This is a genomic window from Bradyrhizobium sp. STM 3809 (assembly GCF_000239795.1).
Lineage (GTDB): Bacteria > Pseudomonadota > Alphaproteobacteria > Rhizobiales > Xanthobacteraceae > Bradyrhizobium.
Genome location: NZ_CAFJ01000265.1, coordinates 1 through 20,819, shown reverse-complemented (window position 1 = coordinate 20,819; position 20,819 = coordinate 1). Strand labels below are relative to the sequence as shown.

Genomic DNA, 20,819 nt, shown 5'->3' with positions numbered 1-20,819 from the left:
ATGTCGACCGCATCACCGCCTGCATGGCCCGCCGGCAGGCGGAACTGTCGCCACCGTGCCGGGCTCAATTCGGGCCGCAGCCGCGCGGGTCATCATCGCGGGAACGCGCGGCAAGGCCCATGAGCATCAAACCTGCTTCCGCGAGAAAGCCGAACAGCGCGCGCGCCGGCAAGACGAAGACATCGGCGCGGCCCGATTCGACCTGACCGAGCACGCAGCCCGGCCGTCGATGAAGGAACGAGCCGCAGACGCGTTTCGTTCACGCCTGGCACAGCCTCGACAGGCAAACCTGATCCGGAAGAAATCCGATGTTGCTGGCGACGTGCTCCGCTCGGTCTGTTTCGGTGCACTTGGTGTGACTCAAAAACCAATGCGTTTCAGCAATCAGGAGTTACGCCTTATCAATCGCTAAATTTATCTTCCGCGAATCAGTCCGCTGATTCATTTTCGCGGCCGGGGTCAATCTGGAGGCCGAGGTATGAACGTTATTGTTTTCGCATCGCGTAAGGGCGGTTCAGGCAAGAGCACCCTGGCCGCCCATCTCGCTGCGCAGATCAAGGCGAGCAAGTCTTGTCTGCTGATCGACGCCGATCCCCAGGGATCGCTGACGCTCTGGCACAAGCTGCGCGGCACCAACGAGCCGCCGATCAAGACCGCGGTGAACTCGGTGAGCGCGATCGTCTCCGCCGCCCGTCGCGATGGCGTCGAATGGGTGCTGATCGATACGCCGCCGACCGTGTCTGCCGTGGTCGAGGATGCGATCAAGAACGCGACCATGGTGATCATCCCGGCGCGTCCGGGCGTGTTCGACGTCAACGCGGTGCAGGAAACGATCCAGACCTGCCGCGCCGCGCGCAAGCCTTACGCCGTCGTGCTCAACGGCGCGCCGGCCCGCCGCGACGACGCCGAAAGCCCGATCGTGACCATTGCCCGCGAGGCGCTGGCCAAGTTCAAGGCGCCGGTGTGGGGCGGACAGATCACCAACCGCGCCGACCTGCTGATGGCGCTGGGCCAGGGCGAAGGCGTGCGCGAATATTACGCTGAAGGTCGCGCCGCGGCCGAGATCGCGCGGCTGTGGGCTGCGATCGAGCGTTCGGTCAGGGCCATTCGCGGAACGGTGTCGGCGAACGGCGCCATGCACAAGCAGGCGGCCTGATCGGCAAGGGTCCCGCCTGGGGCCCAAAGGTCGCAAGGGTCCAAATGCCTTCGACGCGCGGTCCTCCGCGCGTTTTTCGCGTCAGATCCGACTGGCTCGGCTCGACCCAATCCAGGACGAGCCGGCGCCGCGCAGACCGCGCGGCGAGGTCAGGCGACCATCAGCAGATAGAATGCGATCGCCGGGGTGAGGGTGAGGATCACCGACCAGATCCCGACCGCCCAGAGAATGTCCTCGATGCTGAATCCCTGACGCTCAGGGAATGGATGATCCTGAAAAGCCACGACGCCCCCGCGCTCTCGAACGTTTTCAACATCCATAGCGGAACATCTTTAAACATCGGGTTTCGAACTATCCGGCTTTTGTCGGCGCCTGTTAGTGCGGATTAACCACGGAGAGTCCGGACGGTCCCGCCGGCTCCATCGCCGCCGACCGCGGCGGGGCGAGACAGAGCCGGCGATGGCGTTCGGCGGCCGCTCAGGCGATGCGGCTCTGCCTCGTTGGCTCGCGGCGCTCGATCTCCTGATCCAGCCGCGCGGCGAACTCGGCGCCGACCTCGACCATCGGCAGCCGCACCTCCGCGCTCGCGATGACTCCGGTCCGTGCCAGCCAGTACTTTGCCGGAGCCGGGCTCGGCTCGGCGAACAGCAAGCGCGTGAGCGGCTCGACCCGCGCCCAGCAGGCTGCGGCGGCCTCGTGACGTCCGGCCTTCACATGCTGCAGCATCGCGGCGAACGTCTCGGTCTCCAGATGCGCCGACAGCAGGATGGCGCCGTTGGCGCCGGCCTGGAGCGCGTCGAAGCTCTGGGGGTCCTCGCCGGTCAGGATCTGGAAGCCCACCGGCCGGCGCGCGATCAGCTCCCGCGTCTGCATGCGGTTGGCGCAGCAATCCTTCAATCCCGCAATGGCCGGATGCAAGGCGAGCTGCAGCAGCGTGTCGTTGTCGAGACCAACGGCGGAGCGATAGGGGATGTTGTAGAGCACGATCGGATGCGCGGTGCGCTCGGCCAGCGCGGTGAAATGCGCCAGCAGTCCACGCTGCGACGGGCGCACGTAAGGCGGGCTCGAGATCAGATGGAAGTCGATCGGCCATGATGCGGTTCGATCGAGCGCCTCGATCAGATCCGATGTCGCGACGCCGCCGATGCCGAGGCAGATCGGCAGTGTACGGCCGGTGTTCGACATCTCGTCCCGCACCACGCCGACGAGACGCGCGCGTTCGTCCCACGACAGCGCCAGGCCTTCGCCGGAGGTCGCGCCGAGCACGAGGCCATCGATGGCCTTGGCGGCATAATGGCGAATGAGGTTGCGCAAGGACGGTTCATCCAGCGCGCCGTCGCGAAACGGCGTGATCAGCGGCAGCCAGAGTCCGTGCAGTCGGGTGTCGGAGGTGGTCATGGTCGATCTCCTTTGGACGTGATGGCCGGAGACGGAACACATGAAAAAGCCCCGTCCTGACGGCGGGGCTTGGTGAGGCGGCGGTGAAGCTTGGAAAGATTCTAGCGCGCGCGTCCACGGGTCCCCGGAAGGGGAGCTTTTTTCGACGACAGCTTGGCGAGCGACGACGTGGACATGCGCCCTACATGCGCGGCGACGGGCGGTCTGTCAATGTCACGCCGGCGTGAGCGAAAGCACTCGAGCAAAAAAATAGCCGGGCCCGATGAGCCCGGCTGAAGGTAGTGGCCACTGAGGCCGACACAATCACCTTCCAAGAGGGATTCCCGAGCGCCTGCGTCACTGGAGGAGGGGGACAATGCGCAACGCCGACGCTCAGTACGTCGCCACTATGGTCCTCGACGCGGCCCTGCAGCAAGCAGGTGCGCCGCATGTCAGACATGCACAATGTCAGCATGCACGGTCAGGCCGGCCAGCGCTGCGCTTTGCTCACGACAAAGTCACGGAACACCTGCACGCGCGCCACCGTCTTCAATTCCTCGGGATAGACGAAGTAGGTGTCGAGCTGGATCGAATCGGACTCGCCGAACAACTGCACCAGCCGGCTGTTCTCTTCGACGAGATAATCCGGCAGCGCGGCGATGCCGAGACCCTGCTGGCACGCGCGCACCAGACCGAGGATGTTGTTGACCTTGAAATAAGCCTCGCGCGGACCCGAGCCGTTGCGGCCGGCATCGACGAGCCAGTTGCGGTTCTGCAGATGCGGCGCGACCTGGCCGTCGGCGAGCATGATGATGCGATGGTCGTCGAGCTCGTCGAGCGTGCGCGGCGTGCCGAAGCGCTTCACATATTCCGGCGAGCAGTAGGCGTGGAAGCTGATCGCGAACAGCTTGCGCTGGATCAGGTCGGGCTGCGTCGGCTTGCGGGTGCGGATCGCGACGTCGGCCTCGCGCATCGACAGATCGAGCTCCTCGTCGGTGACGATCAGCGAGATCCGGATCTCCGGATACATCGCGGTGAACTCGCCGAGCCGCGGGATCAGCCAGTTGATGCCGACGCCGGGCGTGGTGGTGATCTTGAGATCGCCGCTCGGCCGTTCGCGGCTGTCGGTCAGCTTGGCGCGCGCCGCCTGCAACTGCATGAAGACGTCATGCGCCGTGCGGAACAGCAGATCGCCCTGCTCGGTGAGGATCAGGCCGCGGGCATGTCGGTGAAACAGCGAGACCGCGAGCTCCTGCTCGAGCGCGCTGACCTGGCGCGAGACTGCCGATTGCGACAGCCCGAGCTGCTCCCCGGCATGCGTGAAGCTGCCCGCTTCCGCCGCTGCGTGAAACACCTTCAGCTTGTCCCAATCCATATCCGTAAATCCATCCCGTGATCGTGGCATCGTCAGTTCATTCCGCAGCGGCGCGTTCGCTCGCCGTGTGGGCGATGAAGCGTTCGGCCTCGAGGGCGGCCATGCAGCCCATGCCGGCGGCGGTGATCGCCTGCCGATAGGTCTCGTCGGCGACGTCACCGGCGGCGAACACGCCGGGGACGGAGGTCGCCGTCGAGCCCGGTACCACCTCGACATAGCCGGACGGCTTCAGCTTGAGCTGACCTGCGACCAGCTCGGTGGCGGGCGCATGTCCGATCGCGATGAACACGCCGTCGGCCGGCAGCTCGGTCAGCGCGCCGGTCTTCACGTTTTTGAGCCGGACATGCGTCACCTTCGATGGCGAGCTGGCGCCGCAGATCTCGTCCAGCGCGCTGTCCCAGACCACCTTGATCTTGGGATGCTTGAACAGCCGCTCCTGCAGGATTCGCTCGGCGCGGAAATGGTCGCGCCGGTGCACGACCGTGACCGTCGAGGCGAAATTGGTCAGGAACAGCGCTTCCTCGACCGCGGTGTTGCCGCCGCCGACCACGATGACCTCCTTGCCGCGATAGAAGAAGCCGTCGCAGGTCGCGCAGGCCGAGACGCCGAAACCCTTGAACGTCTCCTCCGACGGCAGGCCGAGCCAGCGCGCCTGCGCGCCGGTCGCCAGGATCACCGTCTCAGCCAGATAGACGTCGCCCGAATCGCAGGTCAGCCGGAACGGACGCTGCGCCAGTTCGAGCTTGGTCACCAGGTCGGTCCTGATCCTGGCACCGACATGGGTCGCCTGCTTCTCCATCTGCTCCATCAGCCAGGGGCCCTGGATGACATCGGCGAAGCCGGGATAGTTTTCGACGTCGGTCGTGATCGTCAGCTGGCCGCCGGGCTGGATGCCCTGGATCAGCACCGGCTCAAGCATGGCCCGTGCCGCGTAGATCGCCGCGGTGTACCCGGCGGGGCCGGAACCGATGATGACGACTTTGGCATGGATCGGCGCTTGCATGGTTACGATGACTCGCTGGAAAGGGGAGGATTGACGACGCAGCGAGCGGAATGCGCGGACGAAACGCCCCGAAGCCCCATCGAAAATGTCAAATCCAAGTCTATGCGATCTGGCGAGCCATGCAAGAATTGCAACGCATCTCGGCGAATTTTCCCTTCACGAGCCGGTCAACAGGGGAAATCTAGAGTAATAAAATTGCGCAAATTGACCGGCTTGCGCTAAGAGAGTTGCCATCCGTTCCCGGGAGCTCCCGTCTCCCCCAATTTCCCCGCCAGAGCCTGCAAGCCCCGTGACCAAAAATCTTGACGAGATCGATCTCAAAATTCTGAGCGAGATCCAGGCCGATGGCCGGATCACCAATGTCGAGCTCGCCAAGCGCGTCGGAATCTCGCCGCCGCCCTGCCTGCGGCGGGTCCGGACCCTGGAGGAGGAAGGCTACATCACCGGCTATCGGGGCCTGCTGGATCCGCGCAAGCTGGGCTTCGACGTCACCGTGTTCGCCTCGGTCCACCTGTCGAGCCAGGCGGATGCCGACCTCAAGGCGTTCGAGGAGTTCGTGCGGTCGGAGCCGCTGGTGCGGGAATGCTGGATGCTGTCGGGCGAGGTCGACTTCATCCTGAAATGCGTCGCGCCGGACATGGCGACGTTCCAGGAGTTCGTGACGCACCTGACGGCCGCGCCGCATGTGCGCAACGTGCGCACCTCGCTGGTGCTGCACAATTCCAAATATGATGCGGCGGTGCCGCTCGAGGTCAAGGGACGGGGGTAGGCCGAACCGTCATTCCGGGGCGGTCCCGTAAGGGACCGAACCCGGAATCTCGATATGGCGTCGATAAGCTTTAGATTCCGGGTTGGATGCTCCGCATCGCCCCGGAATGACGATCGAAAGAGACGAGCTCAGCTTTTCTTGCGCAGCAGCACGTCGAGGCTGATCGGTCCGCCGCCGGCTGTGGCCAGATACAGGCACGAGAAGCAGAGCGCGATCGCCAATGAGCCGTCATTCAGGATCGGCAGGAAGCCTTTTGGGAAATGGCCAAGGAAGTAGGCGAACGCCATCTCTCCTGACAGGATAAACGCGACCGGGCGTGTGAACAGACCAAAGATCAACAGAGCTCCGAGCACCAATTCTAGTAACCCTGCTGCCCCATATCGCGTCATCAACTCGACATTCACGAACCGACTTTCGGGAGGAAATTTCAAGATCTTGGCCACGCCGTATTGAAACAGCAGCAGGCCGGTGATGAAGCGAAACAGGCTGAGCACAGCCGGTTGCCATTTCGAGAGCATCTGCTCCATGTGTGATCGTCCCCCAAATCAAAGTGATCGTGATAGCGCCGGATCTGGTTTGAGCTGTGCCCGTTCGCCGGTTCTCACCTAGCTCATTCCCAGAACCCCGTCACCGCCATGAATCTTCCGGTCTCGATGAATTGACCGTGTGCTGTCGAACAGCCGCCGGGCAAAAGGTGGCTGCTTGAACGAAAAAGGCTGCGCCCTGGCGCAGCCCTTGATGCTGTGTCGTCAGGAGCGGAGGGCGTCAGTGCCACTCGACCTTGGCGATCTCATAGGACTTCGCCCCGCCCGGCGCCATCACCTCGACCGAGGTCCCCATTTTCTTGCCGATCAGCGCGCGGGCCAGCGGCGAGGTGATCGAGATCTTGCCCTTCTTGGCGTCCGCCTCGACCTCGCCGACGATCTGCCAGACCGTCTTCTTCTCGGTGTCCTCGTCGATCAAGGTGACGGTCGCGCCGAACTTGATGGTGTCGCCGGAGAGCTTTGTCACGTCGATGATGTCGGCGCGCGCGAGCTTGTCCTCCAGCTCGGCGATGCGGCCCTCATTGTGCGACTGCTCTTCCTTGGCGGCGTGATATTCCGCGTTTTCCGAGAGGTCGCCATGCGACCGCGCCTCGGCGATGTGCTCGATGATGCGCGGGCGGTCCACCGACTGTCGCTGCTTCAGCTCGTTCTCCAGCGCGGCGTAGCCGCCCGCAGTCATCGGAACCTTTTCAACCATCTCTTCTCGTCCTTCAGTCGTGCGGGCCAGGCCGCGCACGATCAGCATCTCCAGAATGCGCCCTCGGGGCCCGAAAGCATAGCCGCTCGGCCCGATGATAGCGACCCGTCAAAGGCCGGACCAACATCAAACAAAGCGGCGAGTTCCTGCCGGGAGGCTTTATTTCCGATGATTGCCAACCGCTTAGCGGGCGATTGCCCGCGCGACGCGACTAGTTTTCGGAAAAGTAACTCTGCAAGGTGCGGACCTCAAGGTCACCCCCGAGATAGGCACGGATGCCTTGCGCGGCCGCCACGGCACCCGAAAGAGTGGTGTAATACGGCACTTTATGCAAGAGGGCAGCGCGACGCAGCGAGCGGCTGTCGGCCAGCGCCTGCGGGCCTTCGGTGGTGTTGAAGACCAGCTGGATGTCGCCATTGGTGATGGCGTCCACGATGTGCGGCCGGCCTTCCAGAACCTTGTTGATCTTCTCGGTCGGCACGCCCTGATCGACCAGGAAGCGCTGGGTGCCGGACGTCGCGACGACCTTGAAGCCGTGCTCGTGCAGCATGCGCACCACCTCGGTGATCCGGCCCTTGTCGCTTTCGCGCACCGAGACGAACACCGTGCCCTTGCGCGGCACCCGCGTGCCGCCGCCGAGCTGGCTCTTGGCGAACGCCACCGCGAACGAGCGGTCGATGCCCATGACCTCGCCGGTCGAGCGCATCTCCGGTCCGAGCACCGTGTCGACGCCGGGGAAACGGGCGAACGGGAAGACCGATTCCTTGACGCCGACATGTTTCGGCGCGCGCTTCTTGAGGCCGAAATCGGCGAGTTTCTCGCCGGCCATGATTCGCGCGGCGATCTTGGCGACCGGCGTGCCGACCACCTTGGCGACGAACGGCACCGTCCGCGACGCCCGCGGATTGACCTCGAGCACGTAGATCGTGCCGTCCTTGATCGCGTATTGCACGTTCATCAGGCCGACGACGTCGAGCCCGAGCGCGAGCTCGCGGGTCTGCCGCTCCAGCTCGGCGATGGTCGCGTCGTCGAGCGAATGCGGCGGCAGCGAGCAGGCGGAATCGCCGGAATGGATGCCGGCCTCCTCGATGTGCTCCATGATGCCGACGACGAAGGTGTCCTTGCCGTCTGACAGGCAGTCGACGTCAACCTCGGTCGCGTCGGACAGATAGCGGTCGAACAGCAGCGGGTTCTTGCCGAGCACCGTGTTGATCTGGCCGGTCTTGTCGTTCGGATAGCGCGCCTTGACGTCGGCGGGGACGAGCTCGGGCAGGGTGCCGAGCAGGTAGTCGCTGAGCTGGTTGTCCTCGCGGATGATCTGCATCGCGCGGCCGCCGAGCACGTAGGACGGGCGCACCACCAGCGGCAGGCCGAGATCGGCCGCGACCAGCCGCGCCTGCTCGACCGAATAGGCGATGCCGTTCTTCGGCTGCTTGAGATGCAGCTTGTCGAGGATGCGCTTGAAGCGGTCGCGGTCCTCCGCGAGGTCGATCGCCTCCGGCGAGGTGCCGAGGATCGGCACGTCGGCGGCTTCCAGCGCCCGCGCCAGCTTGAGCGGCGTCTGGCCGCCGAACTGTACGATCACGCCATGCAGCGTGCCGTTCTGGCGCTCGGTCGCGATGATCTCCAGCACGTCCTCGGCCGTCAGCGGCTCGAAATACAGCCGGTCGGCGGTGTCGTAGTCGGTCGAGACCGTCTCCGGATTGCAGTTGACCATGATGGTCTCGTAGCCGGCATCGGCCAGCGCGAAACAGGCATGGCAGCAGCAATAGTCGAACTCGATGCCCTGGCCGATCCGGTTCGGACCGCCGCCGAGAATGATCACCTTCTTCTTGTCGGACGGCGCGCTTTCGTCGCCGAGTGTGCCTGCAAACGGCGTCTCGTAGCTCGAATACATGTAAGCGGTCGGCGAAGCGAACTCCGCTGCGCAGGTGTCGATGCGCTTGAACGCAGGCCGCACGCCGAGCGCCTGCCGCTTGGCGGCGACCTCGGCTTCGGTGGTGTTGGCGAGCACCGCGAGCCGCGCGTCCGAGAAGCCCATCGCCTTCAAGGTGCGCATGCCCGTGGCGTTCGGCGGCAGGCCGTGACGGCGGACCTTGTCCTCCATCTCGACGATGCCGCGCATCTGCGCCAGGAACCACGGATCGATCTTGCAGGAGTTGAAGATCTCCTCATCCGACCAGCCAAGGCGCATGGCCTGCGCGACTTGCAGGATCCGGTTCGGCGTCGGCGTGCCCAAGGCGGCGCGGATCGCGTTCTTGTCGTCGCCGCGGCCGAGGCCCTCGATGTCGATCTCGTCGAGGCCGGTGAGCCCGGTCTCCAGCCCGCGCAGCGCCTTTTGCAGGCTCTCCTGGAAGGTGCGCCCGATCGCCATGACTTCGCCGACCGACTTCATCGACGTGGTCAGCGTGGTCGAGGCGCCCGGGAATTTCTCGAACGCAAAACGGGGGATCTTGGTGACGACGTAGTCGATGGTCGGCTCGAACGACGCCGGGGTCGCGCCGCCGGTGATGTCGTTGGCGATCTCGTCGAGCGTGTAGCCGACCGCGAGCTTGGCCGCGACCTTGGCGATCGGGAAACCCGTGGCCTTCGACGCCAGCGCCGAGGAACGCGACACGCGCGGGTTCATCTCGATCACGACCATGCGGCCGTCGGCCGGATTGACGCCGAACTGCACGTTGGAGCCGCCGGTCTCGACGCCGATCTCGCGCAGCACCGCCAGCGAGGCGTCGCGCATGATCTGGTATTCCTTGTCGGTCAAGGTCAGCGCCGGCGCGACGGTGATGGAGTCGCCGGTGTGCACGCCCATCGGATCGAGGTTCTCGATCGAGCAGACGATGATGCAGTTGTCCTTTTTGTCGCGGACGACCTCCATCTCGTACTCCTTCCACCCGAGCACCGATTCTTCGATCAGCACTTCGTTGGTGGGGGAGGCGTCGAGACCGCGCTCGATGATGTCGAGGAATTCTTCCTTGTTGTAGGCGATGCCGCCGCCGGTGCCGCCCATGGTGAAGGACGGACGGATGATCGCGGGCAGGCCGATCTCGGACAGCGCCATCATCGCTTCGCCGAGGGCGTATTCCTGATAGCGCTTGCGGCGCTCGTTCTCGCCCAGCGACCATTGCCGGTCGAGCTCGTCGCGCTCGGCGCCGGTGAGCTTCTCGCGCTCGGCGAGGTACTTGTCGCGGTACTGCTTCTTCAGCGCGGAGGCGTTGGCGAGCCGCGACTTCGGCGTCTGCAGCCCGATCTTCTCCATGGCGTTGCGGAACAGCTGGCGGTCCTCGGCCTTGTCGATCGCGTCAGCCGTGGCGCCGATCATCTCGACGTCGAATTTCTCCAGCGTCCCCTGCCGACGCAGCGACAGCGCGCAGTTCAGCGCAGTCTGGCCGCCCATGGTCGGAAGCAGCGCGAAGCCGCCGGGGATGACGTTGCGTTCCTTCTCGATGATCTTGGCGACGATCTCGGGCGTGATCGGCTCGATATAGGTCGCATCGGCCAATTCCGGATCGGTCATGATCGTGGCCGGATTGGAATTGACGAGGACGACGCGATAGCCCTCCTCCTTCAGCGCCTTCACCGCCTGCGTGCCCGAATAATCGAATTCGCAGGCCTGGCCGATCACGATCGGACCGGCGCCAATGATCAGGATGGTCGAGATGTCGGTTCGTTTCGGCATTCAGGCTCACGGACGGCAGAGATTTGGGCACAAAAAAAGGGCGCGCGTGCCGCGCGTCCCCCACAGGCCCAGGGATGGCCAAGGCGCGACCAGTGCTCGCGCGCGAGCGGTCTTTAGACCAGTTTCCTCTGAGCGAAAAGGGTTTTGGGCCGAAATCAACGGCCAAATTGGCCGGGAACGGCGGAGGGGCCCAGAACGGCTGGCCCGCCGAGCCGAAGCCGCGCGAGCGGCGAAGGCTGGAGGCCCGGCCTGGACTTGAACCAGGTTCAAGAGCGTTGCACCGCTCTTCGCGTCGTAGCTTCCGCCACCGGGCCGAGGGTGATCTTACCTCTCACGGGGGCGTGAGCCAGCCCGTGTTTCAGTTAACCCTAATGTCGTTGCCGCATGTGGCGGCGGCGGGCGGTCCGTCAGCGGGTTCCCGCGGCCGGTCGCGCCACGAACGTCATTCGCCACGGATTGTGGCCGATGTTCTTGGGCGCCCGAACGGCGCTGAAGCCGGCCTTCTTGAGCCGCGCCAGCATGTCGGCCTCGCCGTAGCGCTGCAGGCCGACTTTGGTGCGCAATTGCCTGTAATCGGACAAAGCGGTGGCGACCAGGCCGACCAGCGCATCCTTGAGGAACCCGTCGCGGGCCGCGAACCGCAACAGCGCCAGCACGTCCCTGCCCATGCCGACCTCCGGCCGCAGGATGTCGCCGAGCACGAATTGGCCTGACGGCTTCAGCAGCCGCCGGATGACGCCCAGCGCGTTGTCGAATTCGGTTTTGCTCATGTACTGCGCGACCGAGTTCATCACGACGAGGTCGATCGAAGCCTCCTGCATGTTGCGCAACTCGTCGAGCGAGCGGACCCGGATCTTGGTGTTCGGGGCAAACCGCGCGATCAGCCGCCCGCGCACGCCAGGCGCCGGCTCGGCCAGGATCAGGGTCATGCAGGCGTCGGCGACCTTGCCCGCCGACAGCGCCTCGCCGCAGGAATAGTCGAGAACGACCGCGTCGGGCGAGGGGATATAGCTGACGATGTCGCGCGCGATGCCCTGGAAGTGCAGGTCGCGATGCAGCTTGCTCGCATAGATCGTGTGCGTGGAATCGTAATAGTCGATCCAGTCGTCCATGGCGGGTTCCGGCAAACACAGTTCCTTGAACGGAACTGCAGGGGTCAGCGAGCGTTAACGGGTCCGATCACCCGTGTCCATCGTGCTTCTAACAGGAAGGTTAGCCCGTGAGTAAAGCAAAGACCGACAAGACCGCCCCCGAGCTCGATACCCCGACCGATCTGTCCCCCGATGCCGTCAACAAGATCCAGACGGCGCTGAATACGCTGTTGGCGGACGCCTTCGCGCTCTACCTCAAGACCAAGAATTTCCACTGGCACGTCAGCGGCCGGCATTTTCATGATTACCACGAGATGCTCGACGAGCAGTCGGATGCGATCTTCGCCACCACGGATCAACTGGCCGAGCGTGTCCGCAAGCTCGGCGGTACGACGCTGAAATCGATCAGCCAGATCAGCAAGCTGCAGACCATCAAGGACAACAACGAGGAGTATGTGCCGCCGCGCGAAATGCTGCGGGAGTTGATGGAGGACAACAAGCATATCGCGGCCGCGATGCGGAAGGCGCATGAGCTGTGCGACGACAATGACGATCCGGCGACCGCCGGTTTGCTCGAAAACTTCATCGACGAGACCGAGCGCCGCACTTGGTTCCTGTTCGAGGCCAGCCGCCAGGAAGGCAGCAACGCGGCGTGAGCCGCTCCAACAGCGTCATCCGAGGAGGCCGCCGCGGTAAATCGGCGCGTCCCTCGGCTTGACGGCGCCGACTGCGACTGCGCCGGCAGGCCAGCCGAACACGCCCATCGCCATCAGGCTGCGATAGATCATATAGGCGGCCACCTCGAAGACCACGGCGGCAAACACGGGCCATGGCCAGCGGTGCGGCGGTCCTGTGGAGGAGCCGCGCGGCACCGGGGCAGGCAGGTCAGAGAGTGTTGAGCGGCACCTTGAGGAAACGGCGCCCGCTGTCGTCGGGGCGCGGCAATTGTCCCGCCTTCATGTTCACCTGCAGCGAGGGAATGATCAGCCTGGGCATGTCCAGGGTGCGGTCGCGCGCCTCGCGCGCCGCGACGAACTCATCCTCGGTGATGCCGTCGCGCACATGGATGTTATGCGCGCGCTGCTCGGCGACGGTGGTTTCCCAGCGGATGTCGCGGCCGTTCGGACCATAATCATGGCACATGAACAGCCGCATGGCCTCGGGCAACTGCAGCACCCGGCGGATCGAGCGATAAAGTGTACGGGCGTCGCCACCCGGAAAGTCGGCGCGCGCCGAGCCGCCATCGGGCATGAACAGCGTATCGCCGACAAAGGCGGCATCGCCGATCACGTGGGTCATGCAGGCCGGCGTGTGTCCCGGCGTATGCATCGCAAACGCGATCATTCCGCCGATCCCGTAGGTGTCGCCGTCGTGAAACAGCTGGTCGAACTGGCTGCCGTCACGTTGAAACTCGGTGCCCTCGTTGAAGATCTTGCCGAAGGTCTCCTGCACGATCCTGATGTTGTCGCCGATGCCGATCTTGCCGCCAAGTCTCGCCTGGATGTAGGGCGCCGCCGACAGATGATCGGCGTGGACGTGGGTTTCGATCAGCCACTCCAGCCGCCACCCGCGCTCCTGGATGTGAGCGATGATCTTGTCAGCCGAGAGCGGCGCGATCCGGCCGGACGCATAATCGATGTCCATCACCGAATCGATCACGGCGCAGGCCGGCGAGCCCGGATCCTTGACCACATAGCTCACCGTGTTGGTGGCGGGATCGAAGAACGGTGTGATGTCGGGCTTCACCGACAGATCGACAGCGTTGGGAACGTCGGGCACTTGATCCTCCGTCGCGGGGCGCTTCTTATTCATTCTGAAGAGCCGGGGCGAGCTGCGGCTGGCGACGCGCCAGCCTGCCGGCGGCAGCCATCCCGATGAACATCGTGACCACGAACAGCACGATCGCGGGCGAGCCGTAGCCGAGTGCCACGAAGGCCGGACCCGGACAGATGCCGGCCAGACCCCAGCCTACGCCGAAGATGGCGGGGCCGGTCGCGATCCGCCAGTCCAGGGTCTGTGACGGCGGCAGATGGAAGCGGTCGTCGAGCACCGGGCGCCGGCGTCGGAAGACGAGCCGGAAGCCGAGGAAGGTGACGCCGACGGCGCCCGCCATGACCAGGATGAGGCTCGGGTCCCAGCCGCCGGAGCGGATCGCGGCGAGGTCCAGGAAGCTCAGCACCTTTTCCGGATTGGACATGCCGGAGAGCAGCAGCCCGAGCCCGAACACGAGCCCGACGATGAACTGGATCAGGATGACCATCGGTCGCCTTACATCACGTGCCGGACGAGGAAGGTGGTCGCGACCGCAGTCGCCATGAACACCAGCGTCGCGAGAATGGAGCGCGGCGACAGGCTGGCGATGCCGCAGACGCCATGGCCCGATGTACAGCCATTGCCCCAGACCGCGCCGAAGCCGACCAGCAGCCCCGCCGCGGCCAGGGCCGTCGGGCCGACCTGCAGGACCAGGGGCGGCAGGCTGCCGGTTGCGATCCGCACGGCCAGCGCGGCGGCGACGAGACCGGCCACGAACGCCAGCCGGCCCGCGAGCGCGCCGTCCCAGGGCGGCAGCAGCCGGGCGGCGATGCCGCTGACGCCGGCGATCCGGCCCGTCAGCCCCATCATCATCACGGCCGCGAGGCCGATCAGGGCGCCGCCCAAAAGCGCGGTGAAGAATGTATACTGGTTGATCATATCGTTCTGCGGTCCTCGGCAGCCTGCACGTTGCAATCTCCAATCATGTGCATTATTGCTTATATACGAAAATAGAGAAGTAACAATCATGACAACGCGGGTCGCACGCAAAACCAAGGCCGCCTCGGTGGCCGCGGGTCTCGAGGACAAGGCGGAGGAGGCCGCGCGCCTGCTGTCGGCCATGGCGAACCCGAAGCGGCTCATGGTGCTCTGCAACCTGATCGATGCCGAGCGTGCGGTGGGAGACTTGGCCGAGCAGGTCGGCCTGCGCCAGGCGGCGCTGTCGCAGCACCTGGCGATGATGCGTGCGCTCGACCTGGTTGCCACCCGGCGCGACGGCCAGACGATCTATTATCGGCTCGCCAGCCACGAGGTCCGCGAGGTCCTGCAGACGCTGTATCGGCTGTATTGCGCCTGATCAGCGCGCGGCACGCCACAGCCGCGTGAGCGCGCCGCTGGCGCCGAGCACCGGATCCGTGTCGGGCAGCGGCACCTGTGGGATCGTCGTCAGGGCGCGGCCATGATTCGCGGGCGTCGGCCGCGTGATCTGCATCTTAGGGCCGGGCGGGTAGGCGCCGACGACGCAGAAGTCCGCACTGGCGGAGATGCACTGATGTCCCGTGCCGGCGGGCAGAATGGCGACATCACCGGGCGCGAGCGCGAACTCCCGGCCGTGGTCGCCGCCAAAGCGCACCCGCGCGGCGCCACGGGCGACACCAAGGGCCTCGTGAACGGTCGCGTGGTAATGCAGATAGTCGTAGACGCCGTTGCGCCACATATCGCCCCAGCCATGACTCGCGAACAGATGTTCGATGGCCGCCGCCGGATCATGGCAGTCGACGTCGATGGCCCGCCCGTAGAGCAGGAAGGGCATCGAATTGTTCGGCACCAGTCCGTCATCGCCAAAAACGATGCTGATCGGTTCGCCGATGACCGGAACGTGCGGCGCCATGCGTGCTCCCCGCGGATCGCTGCGTCGTGAACACCGAGGACGTCGCCGAGGTTCCACGAGGACAGCCGTGCGGCAAGCCGGCTGGATTGACACCTCAGGCTCCCCTGACTAGCGTTACAATAAGTAAAAATGAGATGGGAGGACCGGGTGCGGCTCGTTCGCAGTCGGCACGACACGAGATCCGCAATCCTGGGATACCTGTGGTGCTCCGGCGGCTCGTTCCGGCCCGAGCTGGCGCAGGGCGTGGCGCTGACCGAGGCCAGCATCTCGCGGATCATTAGCGATCTGAAGGCCGAGGGGGTGATCCAGGAGACCCGGCGCGTGGCGCCCTATCGCGGCGGTCCGAGCCTGTTCGTCACCTTGAGCCACGACATTGCCGTCGCGGCGATCGAGATCTCCAACAACCGCCTCTACGCCGCCGTCGGTACGCTCGCCGGCGACACCCTGTATGCGCAGCATGACGACCTGCCCGATGGTCTCGGCGCCGCCGAGGTCGATGTCACGGTCGGCCGGGCGGTCGCCGGTCTGGCGGCCTGGGCCAGGCAGCACGGCATCGTTCCGGAGCAGCTCGCGGTCTCCATTCCGGGCTACGATCCGGATCTGCGCGCCAGCCCGATCGTCGCGCTGGATGTCGGCCGCCTCGAGGAGGTTTGTCAGCGCGAGCTGCCGGACACGCCGGCGCGATGGACCAACTCGATGGTCGCGCGCGCCGTCGGCTACCGGCTGCAGATGGGAACCGGCGTTCTCGGCGGGTCCTATTTCTTCGTCTTCGTCGGCCATGGCGTCGGCGCGGCCATCGTCGACGAGCTTGCCGAAAGCGGGGATGTCGAAACCTGCGAGATCGGCCATGTGGTCATCGAGCGCGACGGCCGCTACTGTCGCTGCGGTCATGGCGGCTGCCTCGAACCCTACGTTTCGACCGTCGCACTCGCCGACATTCTCCAGGTGCAGGAAAGCGAGTTGATCGGCGGCGGCGACCGCTGGCCCGAACTCTTTCGCGTGTCCAGCGCGGCGCGGGCGGAGATCAGGGCACGCCTCGCCCGGCTCGGTCTCGCGATCGGCAACGCGCTCAATCTCAACCGTCAGCGCAACGTGGTCATCGCGGGATGGCCGAGCGCTCTGCCGGCGGAGGATCGCGCCGCCGTCATGGCGGCGATCGGTGAGTCGCGCCTCGGCGGCCTGCAGGGCATTTCGCTCAGCTTCTCAGCGGCCAGCCTCGGGCGCGAGCCGCAGGCGGGGCTGGCGCTCGCCGCCTTCTCGTTCATCCGCCGCAGCGGCGCGCGTCGCACGCAATTGAAGCAATCGATATCGAGCTGATCACACGTCGGCAGCGTCACGTCCGACGATCATGGGAGGGGAAGAATGAAACGACACCACGCTCTGGCCGCCGCTCTGCTCTGTCTGGCTGCGGCCCTGCCGTCCGCCTTCGCGCGTGCCGAATCCGTGCTGCGGGTGAAGCCCTCGGGCGACCTCAAGGTGCTCGACCCGACGATCGCCGCGGATTCGATCGCGCGCAATTTCGGCTACATGATCTACGACACGCTGTTCACGGTCGACGACAAGCTCCAGGTCAAGCCGCAGATGGTCGAGAGCTGGACGACGTCCGCCGACCGCAAGCTCTGGACCTTCAAGCTGCGCGACGCGCTGAAGTTCGGCGACGGGGCGAGCGTGACGTCCGAGGATGCCGTGGCCTCGCTGAAGCGCTGGAGCCAGGCCGATGCGATGGGACAGATGCTCAATGGCCACGGCGCCGCGTGGGACGTCGTCGACGCCAGAACCTTCACGCTGACGCTGAAGGAGCCGTGGGGCTTCGTGCTCGATGCGCTCGCCAAGCCCGGCGCGCCGGTGCCGTTCATCGTCCCGGCACGCGTCATCGCCGCGACCGCGGCCGGCCAGCCGCTCGCCGAGCAGACCGGCTCCGGTCCGTTCGTCTTCAAGAAGGACGAGTGGGTGCCCGGCTCGAAGCTCGTCTTCGTCAAGAACCCGCATTACGTGCCGCGCGCCGAGCCGCCGTCGGGACTGGCCGGCGGCAAGGTCGTCAAATTTGATCGCGTCGAATGGCTGATCATCCCGGACCAGCAGACCGCGCTCGACGCGCTCAAGAAGGGCGAACTCGACATTGCCGAGGACATTCCCGCCGATCTCGTTCCGGTGGCGAAGGCCGGCAAGAACGTGGTCGTCTCCAACCAGGACGAGATCGGCGTGGCGCAGCAGATCCGGCTCAACTCGTCCCAGCCGCCGTTCGACAATCCCGCCATCCGCAAGGCCGCGCTGCTCGCGGTGAGTCCACAGGACTATAGCGAGGCCTGGGGCGGCGGCGAGGGCGGTGCCATCAAGGCCTGCAGGTCGTTCTACATCTGCGCCTCGCCCTACTACACGGAGGCCGGCTTTCCGTCCTTCGACCTCGCGCAGGCAAAGGCGCTGCTGCGCGAGAGCGGCTATGACGGCACGCCGGTCGTGATCCTCGACGCCTCCGAGAATGCGCAGATCCACCCCGCGAGCCTTGTGGCCGAGCAGCAGCTCAAGGCGGCCGGCTTCAAGGTCGACGTGCAGGCGATGGACTGGGCGACGGTGGTCAGCCGCCGCACCAAGAAGGAGCCGGTCGGGCAGGGCGGATGGTCGATCTTCATCTCCGGCCCCGGCGGCCTCGACATGATGCTGCCGATCAGCCATCTCGGCCTGCGCTCGAACTGCGACAAGGCGTGGTTCGGCTGGCCCTGCGATGCCGAGATCGAGAAGCTGCGCGCCGCCTTTGGCGACTCCGCCGACCTTGCCGAACGCAAGGCGCTGGCCGAGCAGATCCAGCTGCGCGCGGTGCAGACGGTGCCGTATATCCCGATCGCGGTGGCCTATCAGTTTCGCGCGGCGCGCGCCGACCTCGCCGGCATCCTCAATCCGCCGGCGCCCGTGTATTGGAACGTGTCTCGCAAGTGAGACCCCGACGGGCTAGCCCTTCGGCAGTTCGAACACCAGGCAGGTGGTGGTGGCGTGCGCGAGCAGGCGGCCTTCTGAATCGGTGATGCGCGCTTCGGCCGTCGCGGCGCGGCGGCCGAACGACAGCGTCGTGCCTTCGGTGCGCACCGCGCCCGTGCTCTCGGTCATCGCCTTGATGAAGGAGATCTTGAACTCCAGCGTGGTGTAGCCGCTGCCCTGCGGGCAGCGGGTCTGCACCGCAAGTCCCATCGCCGAATCCAGCAGGATCGCGGCATAGCCGCCGTGCACCGAGCCGATCGGGTTGTAGTGACGCAAGCCGGGCACGCTGTGCATGATGACATGGCCGGGCTCGGCGGTGCAGTCGAACGGCGCGACCGTCTGCATGATCGGCGGCTGCGGCAGCCTCCCGGCAAAGATGCCGCGCACGAAATCGAGCCCGGGCATCGAGGCCAGCACCGATACCGGCACGACGCCGTAATCATCACGTCCGACAGTCTCGTTCATCTCGGCCAGTCTCCATTGAATGACGTCTATCATATAAAAGAACGAGGCGCAGCGCGAGCCTGAAACGGCGGCGTCGTGATCACAAGGCCGGATGCAGAAATGCCCGGGAGCGACCCGGGCATTCGATCTTCCTCGTCAGACGCTCGGCCTCAGGCCGCGCTGCGCTTCTTCTCGCGCATCAGCTCGGCGAAGCGCTGGAACAGGTAGTGCGAGTCGCGCGGGCCGGGCGAGGCCTCCGGATGGTACTGCACCGAGAACACCGGCTTGCCCTCGAGCTGAATGCCGCAGTTGGAGCCGTCGAACAGCGAGATATGGGTCTGGGTCGCGCCCGCCGGCAACGTGTCCTGGTCGACCGCGAAGCCGTGGTTCATCGAGGTGATCTCGACCTTGCCGGTGGTCTCGTCCTTGACCGGATGGTTGGCGCCGTGATGGCCCTGGTGCATCTTCTTGGTCTTGGCGCCGACCGCCAGCCCCAGCATCTGGTGGCCGAGGCAGATGCCGAAGGTCGGCGTGCCCGAGGCGATCACCTGCTGAATCACCGGCACGGCATATTTGCCCGTCGCGGCGGGATCGCCTGGGCCGTTCGACAGAAACACGCCATCGGGCTTCATTGCCATGATGTCCTCGGCCGAGGTCGTCGCCGGCACCACGGTCACCTTGCAGCCGACACCCGCGAGCAGCCGCAGGATGTTGCGCTTGATGCCGTAGTCGATCGCGACGACGTTGAACTCCGGCTTGGCCTGCTGGCCAAAGCCCTCGTTCCAGACCCAGGGGGTCTCGTCCCAATTGAAGCGCTGCGCCGAGGTGACCATCGGCACGAGGTCCATGCCCTCCAGCCCCGGCCACTCCCGCGCCTCCTTCTTCAGCGCGTCGAGGTCGAACTTGCCATCCTTGGCGTGGGCGATCACCGCATTCGGCATGCCCTTGGAGCGGATCAGCGCGGTCAGCGCGCGCGTATCGATGCCCGACAGGCCGATGATGCCGCGGGCGCGCAGCCACTGGTCGAGATGCCGCGTGGCGCGGTAGTTCGACGGGTCTGAGATCGCGGTGCGCAGGATGACGCCCCGCGCGCCCGGCGTCGCCGCCATGTTCACCGTCTCGATATCCTCGTCGTTGGTGCCGACATTGCCGATATGCGGGAAGGTGAAGGTGATGAGCTGGCCGGCATAGGACGGATCGGTCAGGATCTCCTCATAGCCGGTCATCGCGGTGTTGAAGCAGACCTCGCCCACGGCATGGCCTTCGGCGCCGAGGCCGTAGCCTTCCAGCACCGTTCCATCGGCGAGCACGAGGAGCGCGGTCGGTTTATGGTCCGGCCAGGCGGCGTCAGTATCGATGTGTGTCATGAGGCCCCTACATAGAGGGGCGAAAGCCCGGCGTCAAAGCGGGAAGCGGCCGATTCACACGCGATTTCGGTCAATTCGCGGGGAGAATGGCCGATTTTCCCGGCTGCCGGCCGGAACGGATGCGGAACCGAGTCGTCTACCGAGTTGTCTCATGGGGACGAACCGCCTAGACCAGCCGCCAACCGGATTTACGAGGGCGAGATCATGCTGCGCGACGACATCAACACTGCGGTCAAGGAGGCGATGAAGGCCAAGGACGAGCGCAAGCTCTCCACCCTCCGCATGGTGAATTCGACCCTGAAGAACGCCGACATCGCCGCGCGCGGTGAGGGCAAGCCGCCGCTGACGGACGCCGACGTGCTCGCGGTGCTGCAGAAGATGATCAAGCAGCGCCAGGAGTCCGTCGAGCTGTACGAAAAGGGCGGCCGCGCCGAACTCGCCGCCAGCGAGCGCGAGGAGATCGCGGTGATCTCGGCCTACCTGCCGAAGCAGATGAGCGACGACGAGGTGAAGTCGGCCATTGCAGCCGCCGTCACCGAGACCGGCGCCGCCGGCATGAAGGACATGGGCAAGGTCATTGCGGTGCTCAAGGCGAAGTACACGGGCCAGATGGACTTCGCGAAGGCGAGCGCGCTGGTGAAGGCGGCGCTGTCGAGCTGATCTCTCGATTGTTACCCACGAGGGACCCGCAACGGCGGTGAGC

General features: G+C 65.5%; 23 protein-coding genes and 1 tRNA gene. 8 read left to right on the top strand and 16 right to left on the bottom strand.

Annotated features, from left to right (window positions below):
* The first annotated feature begins 55 nt into the window (after positions 1-55).
* Together BRAS3809_RS36620 and BRAS3809_RS14840 are read left to right on the top strand one after the other, a co-directional pair.
* The gene (locus BRAS3809_RS36620) at positions 56-412 is read left to right on the top strand and encodes a hypothetical protein (RefSeq protein WP_008962933.1); all 357 of its coding nucleotides are present in this window, start codon (positions 56-58) and stop codon (positions 410-412) included.
* 66 nt (positions 413-478) lie between these two features.
* On the top strand, positions 479-1,156 hold the full coding sequence (locus BRAS3809_RS14840) for an AAA family ATPase (RefSeq protein WP_008962932.1): 678 nt from the start codon (positions 479-481) through the stop codon (positions 1,154-1,156).
* A 149-nt stretch (positions 1,157-1,305) separates the two neighbouring features.
* On the opposite strand, the gene BRAS3809_RS36615 is transcribed toward BRAS3809_RS14840, so the two are convergent.
* From BRAS3809_RS36615 to trxB, 4 genes are all read right to left on the bottom strand, one after another.
* On the bottom strand, positions 1,306-1,476 hold the full coding sequence (locus BRAS3809_RS36615; RefSeq protein WP_170323289.1) for a hypothetical protein: 171 nt from the start codon (positions 1,474-1,476) through the stop codon (positions 1,306-1,308).
* A 157-nt stretch (positions 1,477-1,633) separates the two neighbouring features.
* Positions 1,634-2,554 carry a 4-hydroxy-tetrahydrodipicolinate synthase gene (dapA, locus tag BRAS3809_RS14835; RefSeq protein ID WP_008962930.1) on the bottom strand — a complete coding sequence of 307 codons (921 nt, stop codon included), beginning with the start codon at positions 2,552-2,554 and terminating at the stop codon, positions 1,634-1,636.
* Between the two features lie 460 nt (positions 2,555-3,014).
* Entirely contained in the window at positions 3,015-3,938 is a 924-nt protein-coding gene (locus tag BRAS3809_RS14830; protein ID WP_008962929.1) for a LysR family transcriptional regulator, read from the bottom strand.
* Between the two features lie 7 nt (positions 3,939-3,945).
* Complete coding sequence (trxB, locus tag BRAS3809_RS14825; RefSeq protein WP_008962928.1) at positions 3,946-4,911, bottom strand: thioredoxin-disulfide reductase; 966 nt, start codon at positions 4,909-4,911, stop codon at positions 3,946-3,948.
* A 289-nt stretch (positions 4,912-5,200) separates the two neighbouring features.
* Between trxB and BRAS3809_RS14820 the strand changes: the two genes are divergently transcribed.
* Positions 5,201-5,680, top strand: coding sequence for an Lrp/AsnC family transcriptional regulator (locus tag BRAS3809_RS14820; protein WP_008962927.1), 480 nt, complete (start codon positions 5,201-5,203; stop codon positions 5,678-5,680).
* Positions 5,681-5,808: 128 nt separating this feature from the next.
* Here the strand turns inward: BRAS3809_RS14820 and BRAS3809_RS14815 are convergent, their stop codons facing one another.
* The 5 genes from BRAS3809_RS14815 to BRAS3809_RS14800 form a co-directional block, all read right to left on the bottom strand.
* Positions 5,809-6,207, bottom strand: coding sequence for a DoxX family protein (locus BRAS3809_RS14815; protein ID WP_008962926.1), 399 nt, complete (start codon positions 6,205-6,207; stop codon positions 5,809-5,811).
* A gap of 238 nt (positions 6,208-6,445) precedes the next feature.
* Complete coding sequence (gene greA, locus BRAS3809_RS14810; protein ID WP_008962925.1) at positions 6,446-6,922, bottom strand: transcription elongation factor GreA; 477 nt, start codon at positions 6,920-6,922, stop codon at positions 6,446-6,448.
* 211 nt (positions 6,923-7,133) lie between these two features.
* Positions 7,134-10,598, bottom strand: coding sequence for a carbamoyl-phosphate synthase large subunit (carB, locus tag BRAS3809_RS14805; RefSeq protein ID WP_008962924.1), 3,465 nt, complete (start codon positions 10,596-10,598; stop codon positions 7,134-7,136).
* Between the two features lie 237 nt (positions 10,599-10,835).
* A tRNA-OTHER gene (locus BRAS3809_RS36610) sits at positions 10,836-10,912 on the bottom strand.
* 93 nt (positions 10,913-11,005) lie between these two features.
* On the bottom strand, positions 11,006-11,710 hold the full coding sequence (locus BRAS3809_RS14800) for a class I SAM-dependent methyltransferase (RefSeq protein ID WP_008962923.1): 705 nt from the start codon (positions 11,708-11,710) through the stop codon (positions 11,006-11,008).
* Between the two features lie 107 nt (positions 11,711-11,817).
* Between BRAS3809_RS14800 and BRAS3809_RS14795 the strand changes: the two genes are divergently transcribed.
* Positions 11,818-12,345 (top strand): Dps family protein, encoded by a 528-nt coding sequence (locus BRAS3809_RS14795; RefSeq protein WP_008962922.1) that lies wholly within the window; start codon positions 11,818-11,820, stop codon positions 12,343-12,345.
* A gap of 15 nt (positions 12,346-12,360) precedes the next feature.
* On the opposite strand, the gene BRAS3809_RS36605 is transcribed toward BRAS3809_RS14795, so the two are convergent.
* The 4 genes from BRAS3809_RS36605 to BRAS3809_RS14780 form a co-directional block, all read right to left on the bottom strand.
* Complete coding sequence (locus BRAS3809_RS36605; RefSeq protein ID WP_170323290.1) at positions 12,361-12,513, bottom strand: hypothetical protein; 153 nt, start codon at positions 12,511-12,513, stop codon at positions 12,361-12,363.
* A gap of 61 nt (positions 12,514-12,574) precedes the next feature.
* Complete coding sequence (locus BRAS3809_RS14790; protein WP_008962920.1) at positions 12,575-13,501, bottom strand: MBL fold metallo-hydrolase; 927 nt, start codon at positions 13,499-13,501, stop codon at positions 12,575-12,577.
* The gene (locus BRAS3809_RS14785; protein WP_008962919.1) at positions 13,494-13,949 is read right to left on the bottom strand and encodes a DUF6691 family protein; all 456 of its coding nucleotides are present in this window, start codon (positions 13,947-13,949) and stop codon (positions 13,494-13,496) included. Before BRAS3809_RS14785 ends, BRAS3809_RS14790 begins: the two co-directional genes overlap by 8 nt.
* Positions 13,950-13,957: 8 nt before the next feature.
* On the bottom strand, positions 13,958-14,470 hold the full coding sequence (locus BRAS3809_RS14780; RefSeq protein ID WP_349509831.1) for a YeeE/YedE family protein: 513 nt from the start codon (positions 14,468-14,470) through the stop codon (positions 13,958-13,960).
* Here BRAS3809_RS14780 and BRAS3809_RS14775 point away from each other — a divergent pair.
* On the top strand, positions 14,469-14,798 hold the full coding sequence (locus BRAS3809_RS14775) for an ArsR/SmtB family transcription factor (RefSeq protein WP_008962917.1): 330 nt from the start codon (positions 14,469-14,471) through the stop codon (positions 14,796-14,798). The genes BRAS3809_RS14780 and BRAS3809_RS14775 overlap by 2 nt on opposite strands.
* Here BRAS3809_RS14775 and BRAS3809_RS14770 read toward each other — a convergent pair whose 3' ends face one another.
* Positions 14,799-15,332 carry a hypothetical protein gene (locus BRAS3809_RS14770; protein ID WP_008962916.1) on the bottom strand — a complete coding sequence of 178 codons (534 nt, stop codon included), beginning with the start codon at positions 15,330-15,332 and terminating at the stop codon, positions 14,799-14,801.
* A 147-nt stretch (positions 15,333-15,479) separates the two neighbouring features.
* Here BRAS3809_RS14770 and BRAS3809_RS14765 point away from each other — a divergent pair, with 147 nt between their 5' ends.
* Together BRAS3809_RS14765 and BRAS3809_RS14760 are read left to right on the top strand one after the other, a co-directional pair.
* Positions 15,480-16,649, top strand: coding sequence for an ROK family transcriptional regulator (locus BRAS3809_RS14765; RefSeq protein ID WP_008962915.1), 1,170 nt, complete (start codon positions 15,480-15,482; stop codon positions 16,647-16,649).
* A gap of 45 nt (positions 16,650-16,694) precedes the next feature.
* Complete coding sequence (locus BRAS3809_RS14760; protein WP_008962914.1) at positions 16,695-18,266, top strand: ABC transporter substrate-binding protein; 1,572 nt, start codon at positions 16,695-16,697, stop codon at positions 18,264-18,266.
* Positions 18,267-18,278: 12 nt separating this feature from the next.
* Here BRAS3809_RS14760 and BRAS3809_RS14755 read toward each other — a convergent pair whose 3' ends face one another.
* Positions 18,279-18,770: a PaaI family thioesterase gene (locus BRAS3809_RS14755; RefSeq protein ID WP_008962913.1), complete on the bottom strand. Its 492-nt coding sequence runs from the start codon at positions 18,768-18,770 to the stop codon at positions 18,279-18,281.
* A gap of 149 nt (positions 18,771-18,919) precedes the next feature.
* Positions 18,920-20,116, bottom strand: coding sequence for a glutamine-hydrolyzing carbamoyl-phosphate synthase small subunit (gene carA / locus BRAS3809_RS14750; protein ID WP_008962912.1), 1,197 nt, complete (start codon positions 20,114-20,116; stop codon positions 18,920-18,922).
* Between the two features lie 204 nt (positions 20,117-20,320).
* Between carA and BRAS3809_RS14745 the strand changes: the two genes are divergently transcribed.
* Entirely contained in the window at positions 20,321-20,776 is a 456-nt protein-coding gene (locus tag BRAS3809_RS14745; protein WP_008962911.1) for a GatB/YqeY domain-containing protein, read from the top strand.
* The last annotated feature ends 43 nt before the right edge of the window (positions 20,777-20,819 follow it).

What these genes read in the sequence shown, in the direction of transcription:
- BRAS3809_RS14780 (WP_349509831.1), bottom strand. Translation starts at nt 14,470, where the DNA reads ATGATTGTTACTTCTCTATTTTCGTATATAAGCAATAATGCACATGAT.
- carA (WP_008962912.1), bottom strand. Translation starts at nt 20,116, where the DNA reads ATGACACACATCGATACTGACGCCGCCTGGCCGGACCATAAACCGACC.
- BRAS3809_RS36615 (WP_170323289.1), bottom strand. Translation starts at nt 1,476, where the DNA reads ATGGATGTTGAAAACGTTCGAGAGCGCGGGGGCGTCGTGGCTTTTCAG.
- BRAS3809_RS14785 (WP_008962919.1), bottom strand. Translation starts at nt 13,949, where the DNA reads ATGGTCATCCTGATCCAGTTCATCGTCGGGCTCGTGTTCGGGCTCGGG.
- BRAS3809_RS14770 (WP_008962916.1), bottom strand. Translation starts at nt 15,332, where the DNA reads ATGGCGCCGCACGTTCCGGTCATCGGCGAACCGATCAGCATCGTTTTT.
- BRAS3809_RS14815 (WP_008962926.1), bottom strand. Translation starts at nt 6,207, where the DNA reads ATGGAGCAGATGCTCTCGAAATGGCAACCGGCTGTGCTCAGCCTGTTT.
- BRAS3809_RS14800 (WP_008962923.1), bottom strand. Translation starts at nt 11,710, where the DNA reads ATGGACGACTGGATCGACTATTACGATTCCACGCACACGATCTATGCG.
- BRAS3809_RS14840 (WP_008962932.1), top strand. Translation starts at nt 479, where the DNA reads ATGAACGTTATTGTTTTCGCATCGCGTAAGGGCGGTTCAGGCAAGAGC.
- BRAS3809_RS14745 (WP_008962911.1), top strand. Translation starts at nt 20,321, where the DNA reads ATGCTGCGCGACGACATCAACACTGCGGTCAAGGAGGCGATGAAGGCC.
- BRAS3809_RS14790 (WP_008962920.1), bottom strand. Translation starts at nt 13,501, where the DNA reads ATGAATAAGAAGCGCCCCGCGACGGAGGATCAAGTGCCCGACGTTCCC.
- BRAS3809_RS14760 (WP_008962914.1), top strand. Translation starts at nt 16,695, where the DNA reads ATGAAACGACACCACGCTCTGGCCGCCGCTCTGCTCTGTCTGGCTGCG.
- BRAS3809_RS14775 (WP_008962917.1), top strand. Translation starts at nt 14,469, where the DNA reads ATGACAACGCGGGTCGCACGCAAAACCAAGGCCGCCTCGGTGGCCGCG.
- greA (WP_008962925.1), bottom strand. Translation starts at nt 6,922, where the DNA reads ATGGTTGAAAAGGTTCCGATGACTGCGGGCGGCTACGCCGCGCTGGAG.
- carB (WP_008962924.1), bottom strand. Translation starts at nt 10,598, where the DNA reads ATGCCGAAACGAACCGACATCTCGACCATCCTGATCATTGGCGCCGGT.
- dapA (WP_008962930.1), bottom strand. Translation starts at nt 2,554, where the DNA reads ATGACCACCTCCGACACCCGACTGCACGGACTCTGGCTGCCGCTGATC.
- BRAS3809_RS14830 (WP_008962929.1), bottom strand. Translation starts at nt 3,938, where the DNA reads ATGCCACGATCACGGGATGGATTTACGGATATGGATTGGGACAAGCTG.
- trxB (WP_008962928.1), bottom strand. Translation starts at nt 4,911, where the DNA reads ATGCAAGCGCCGATCCATGCCAAAGTCGTCATCATCGGTTCCGGCCCC.
- BRAS3809_RS14755 (WP_008962913.1), bottom strand. Translation starts at nt 18,770, where the DNA reads ATGAACGAGACTGTCGGACGTGATGATTACGGCGTCGTGCCGGTATCG.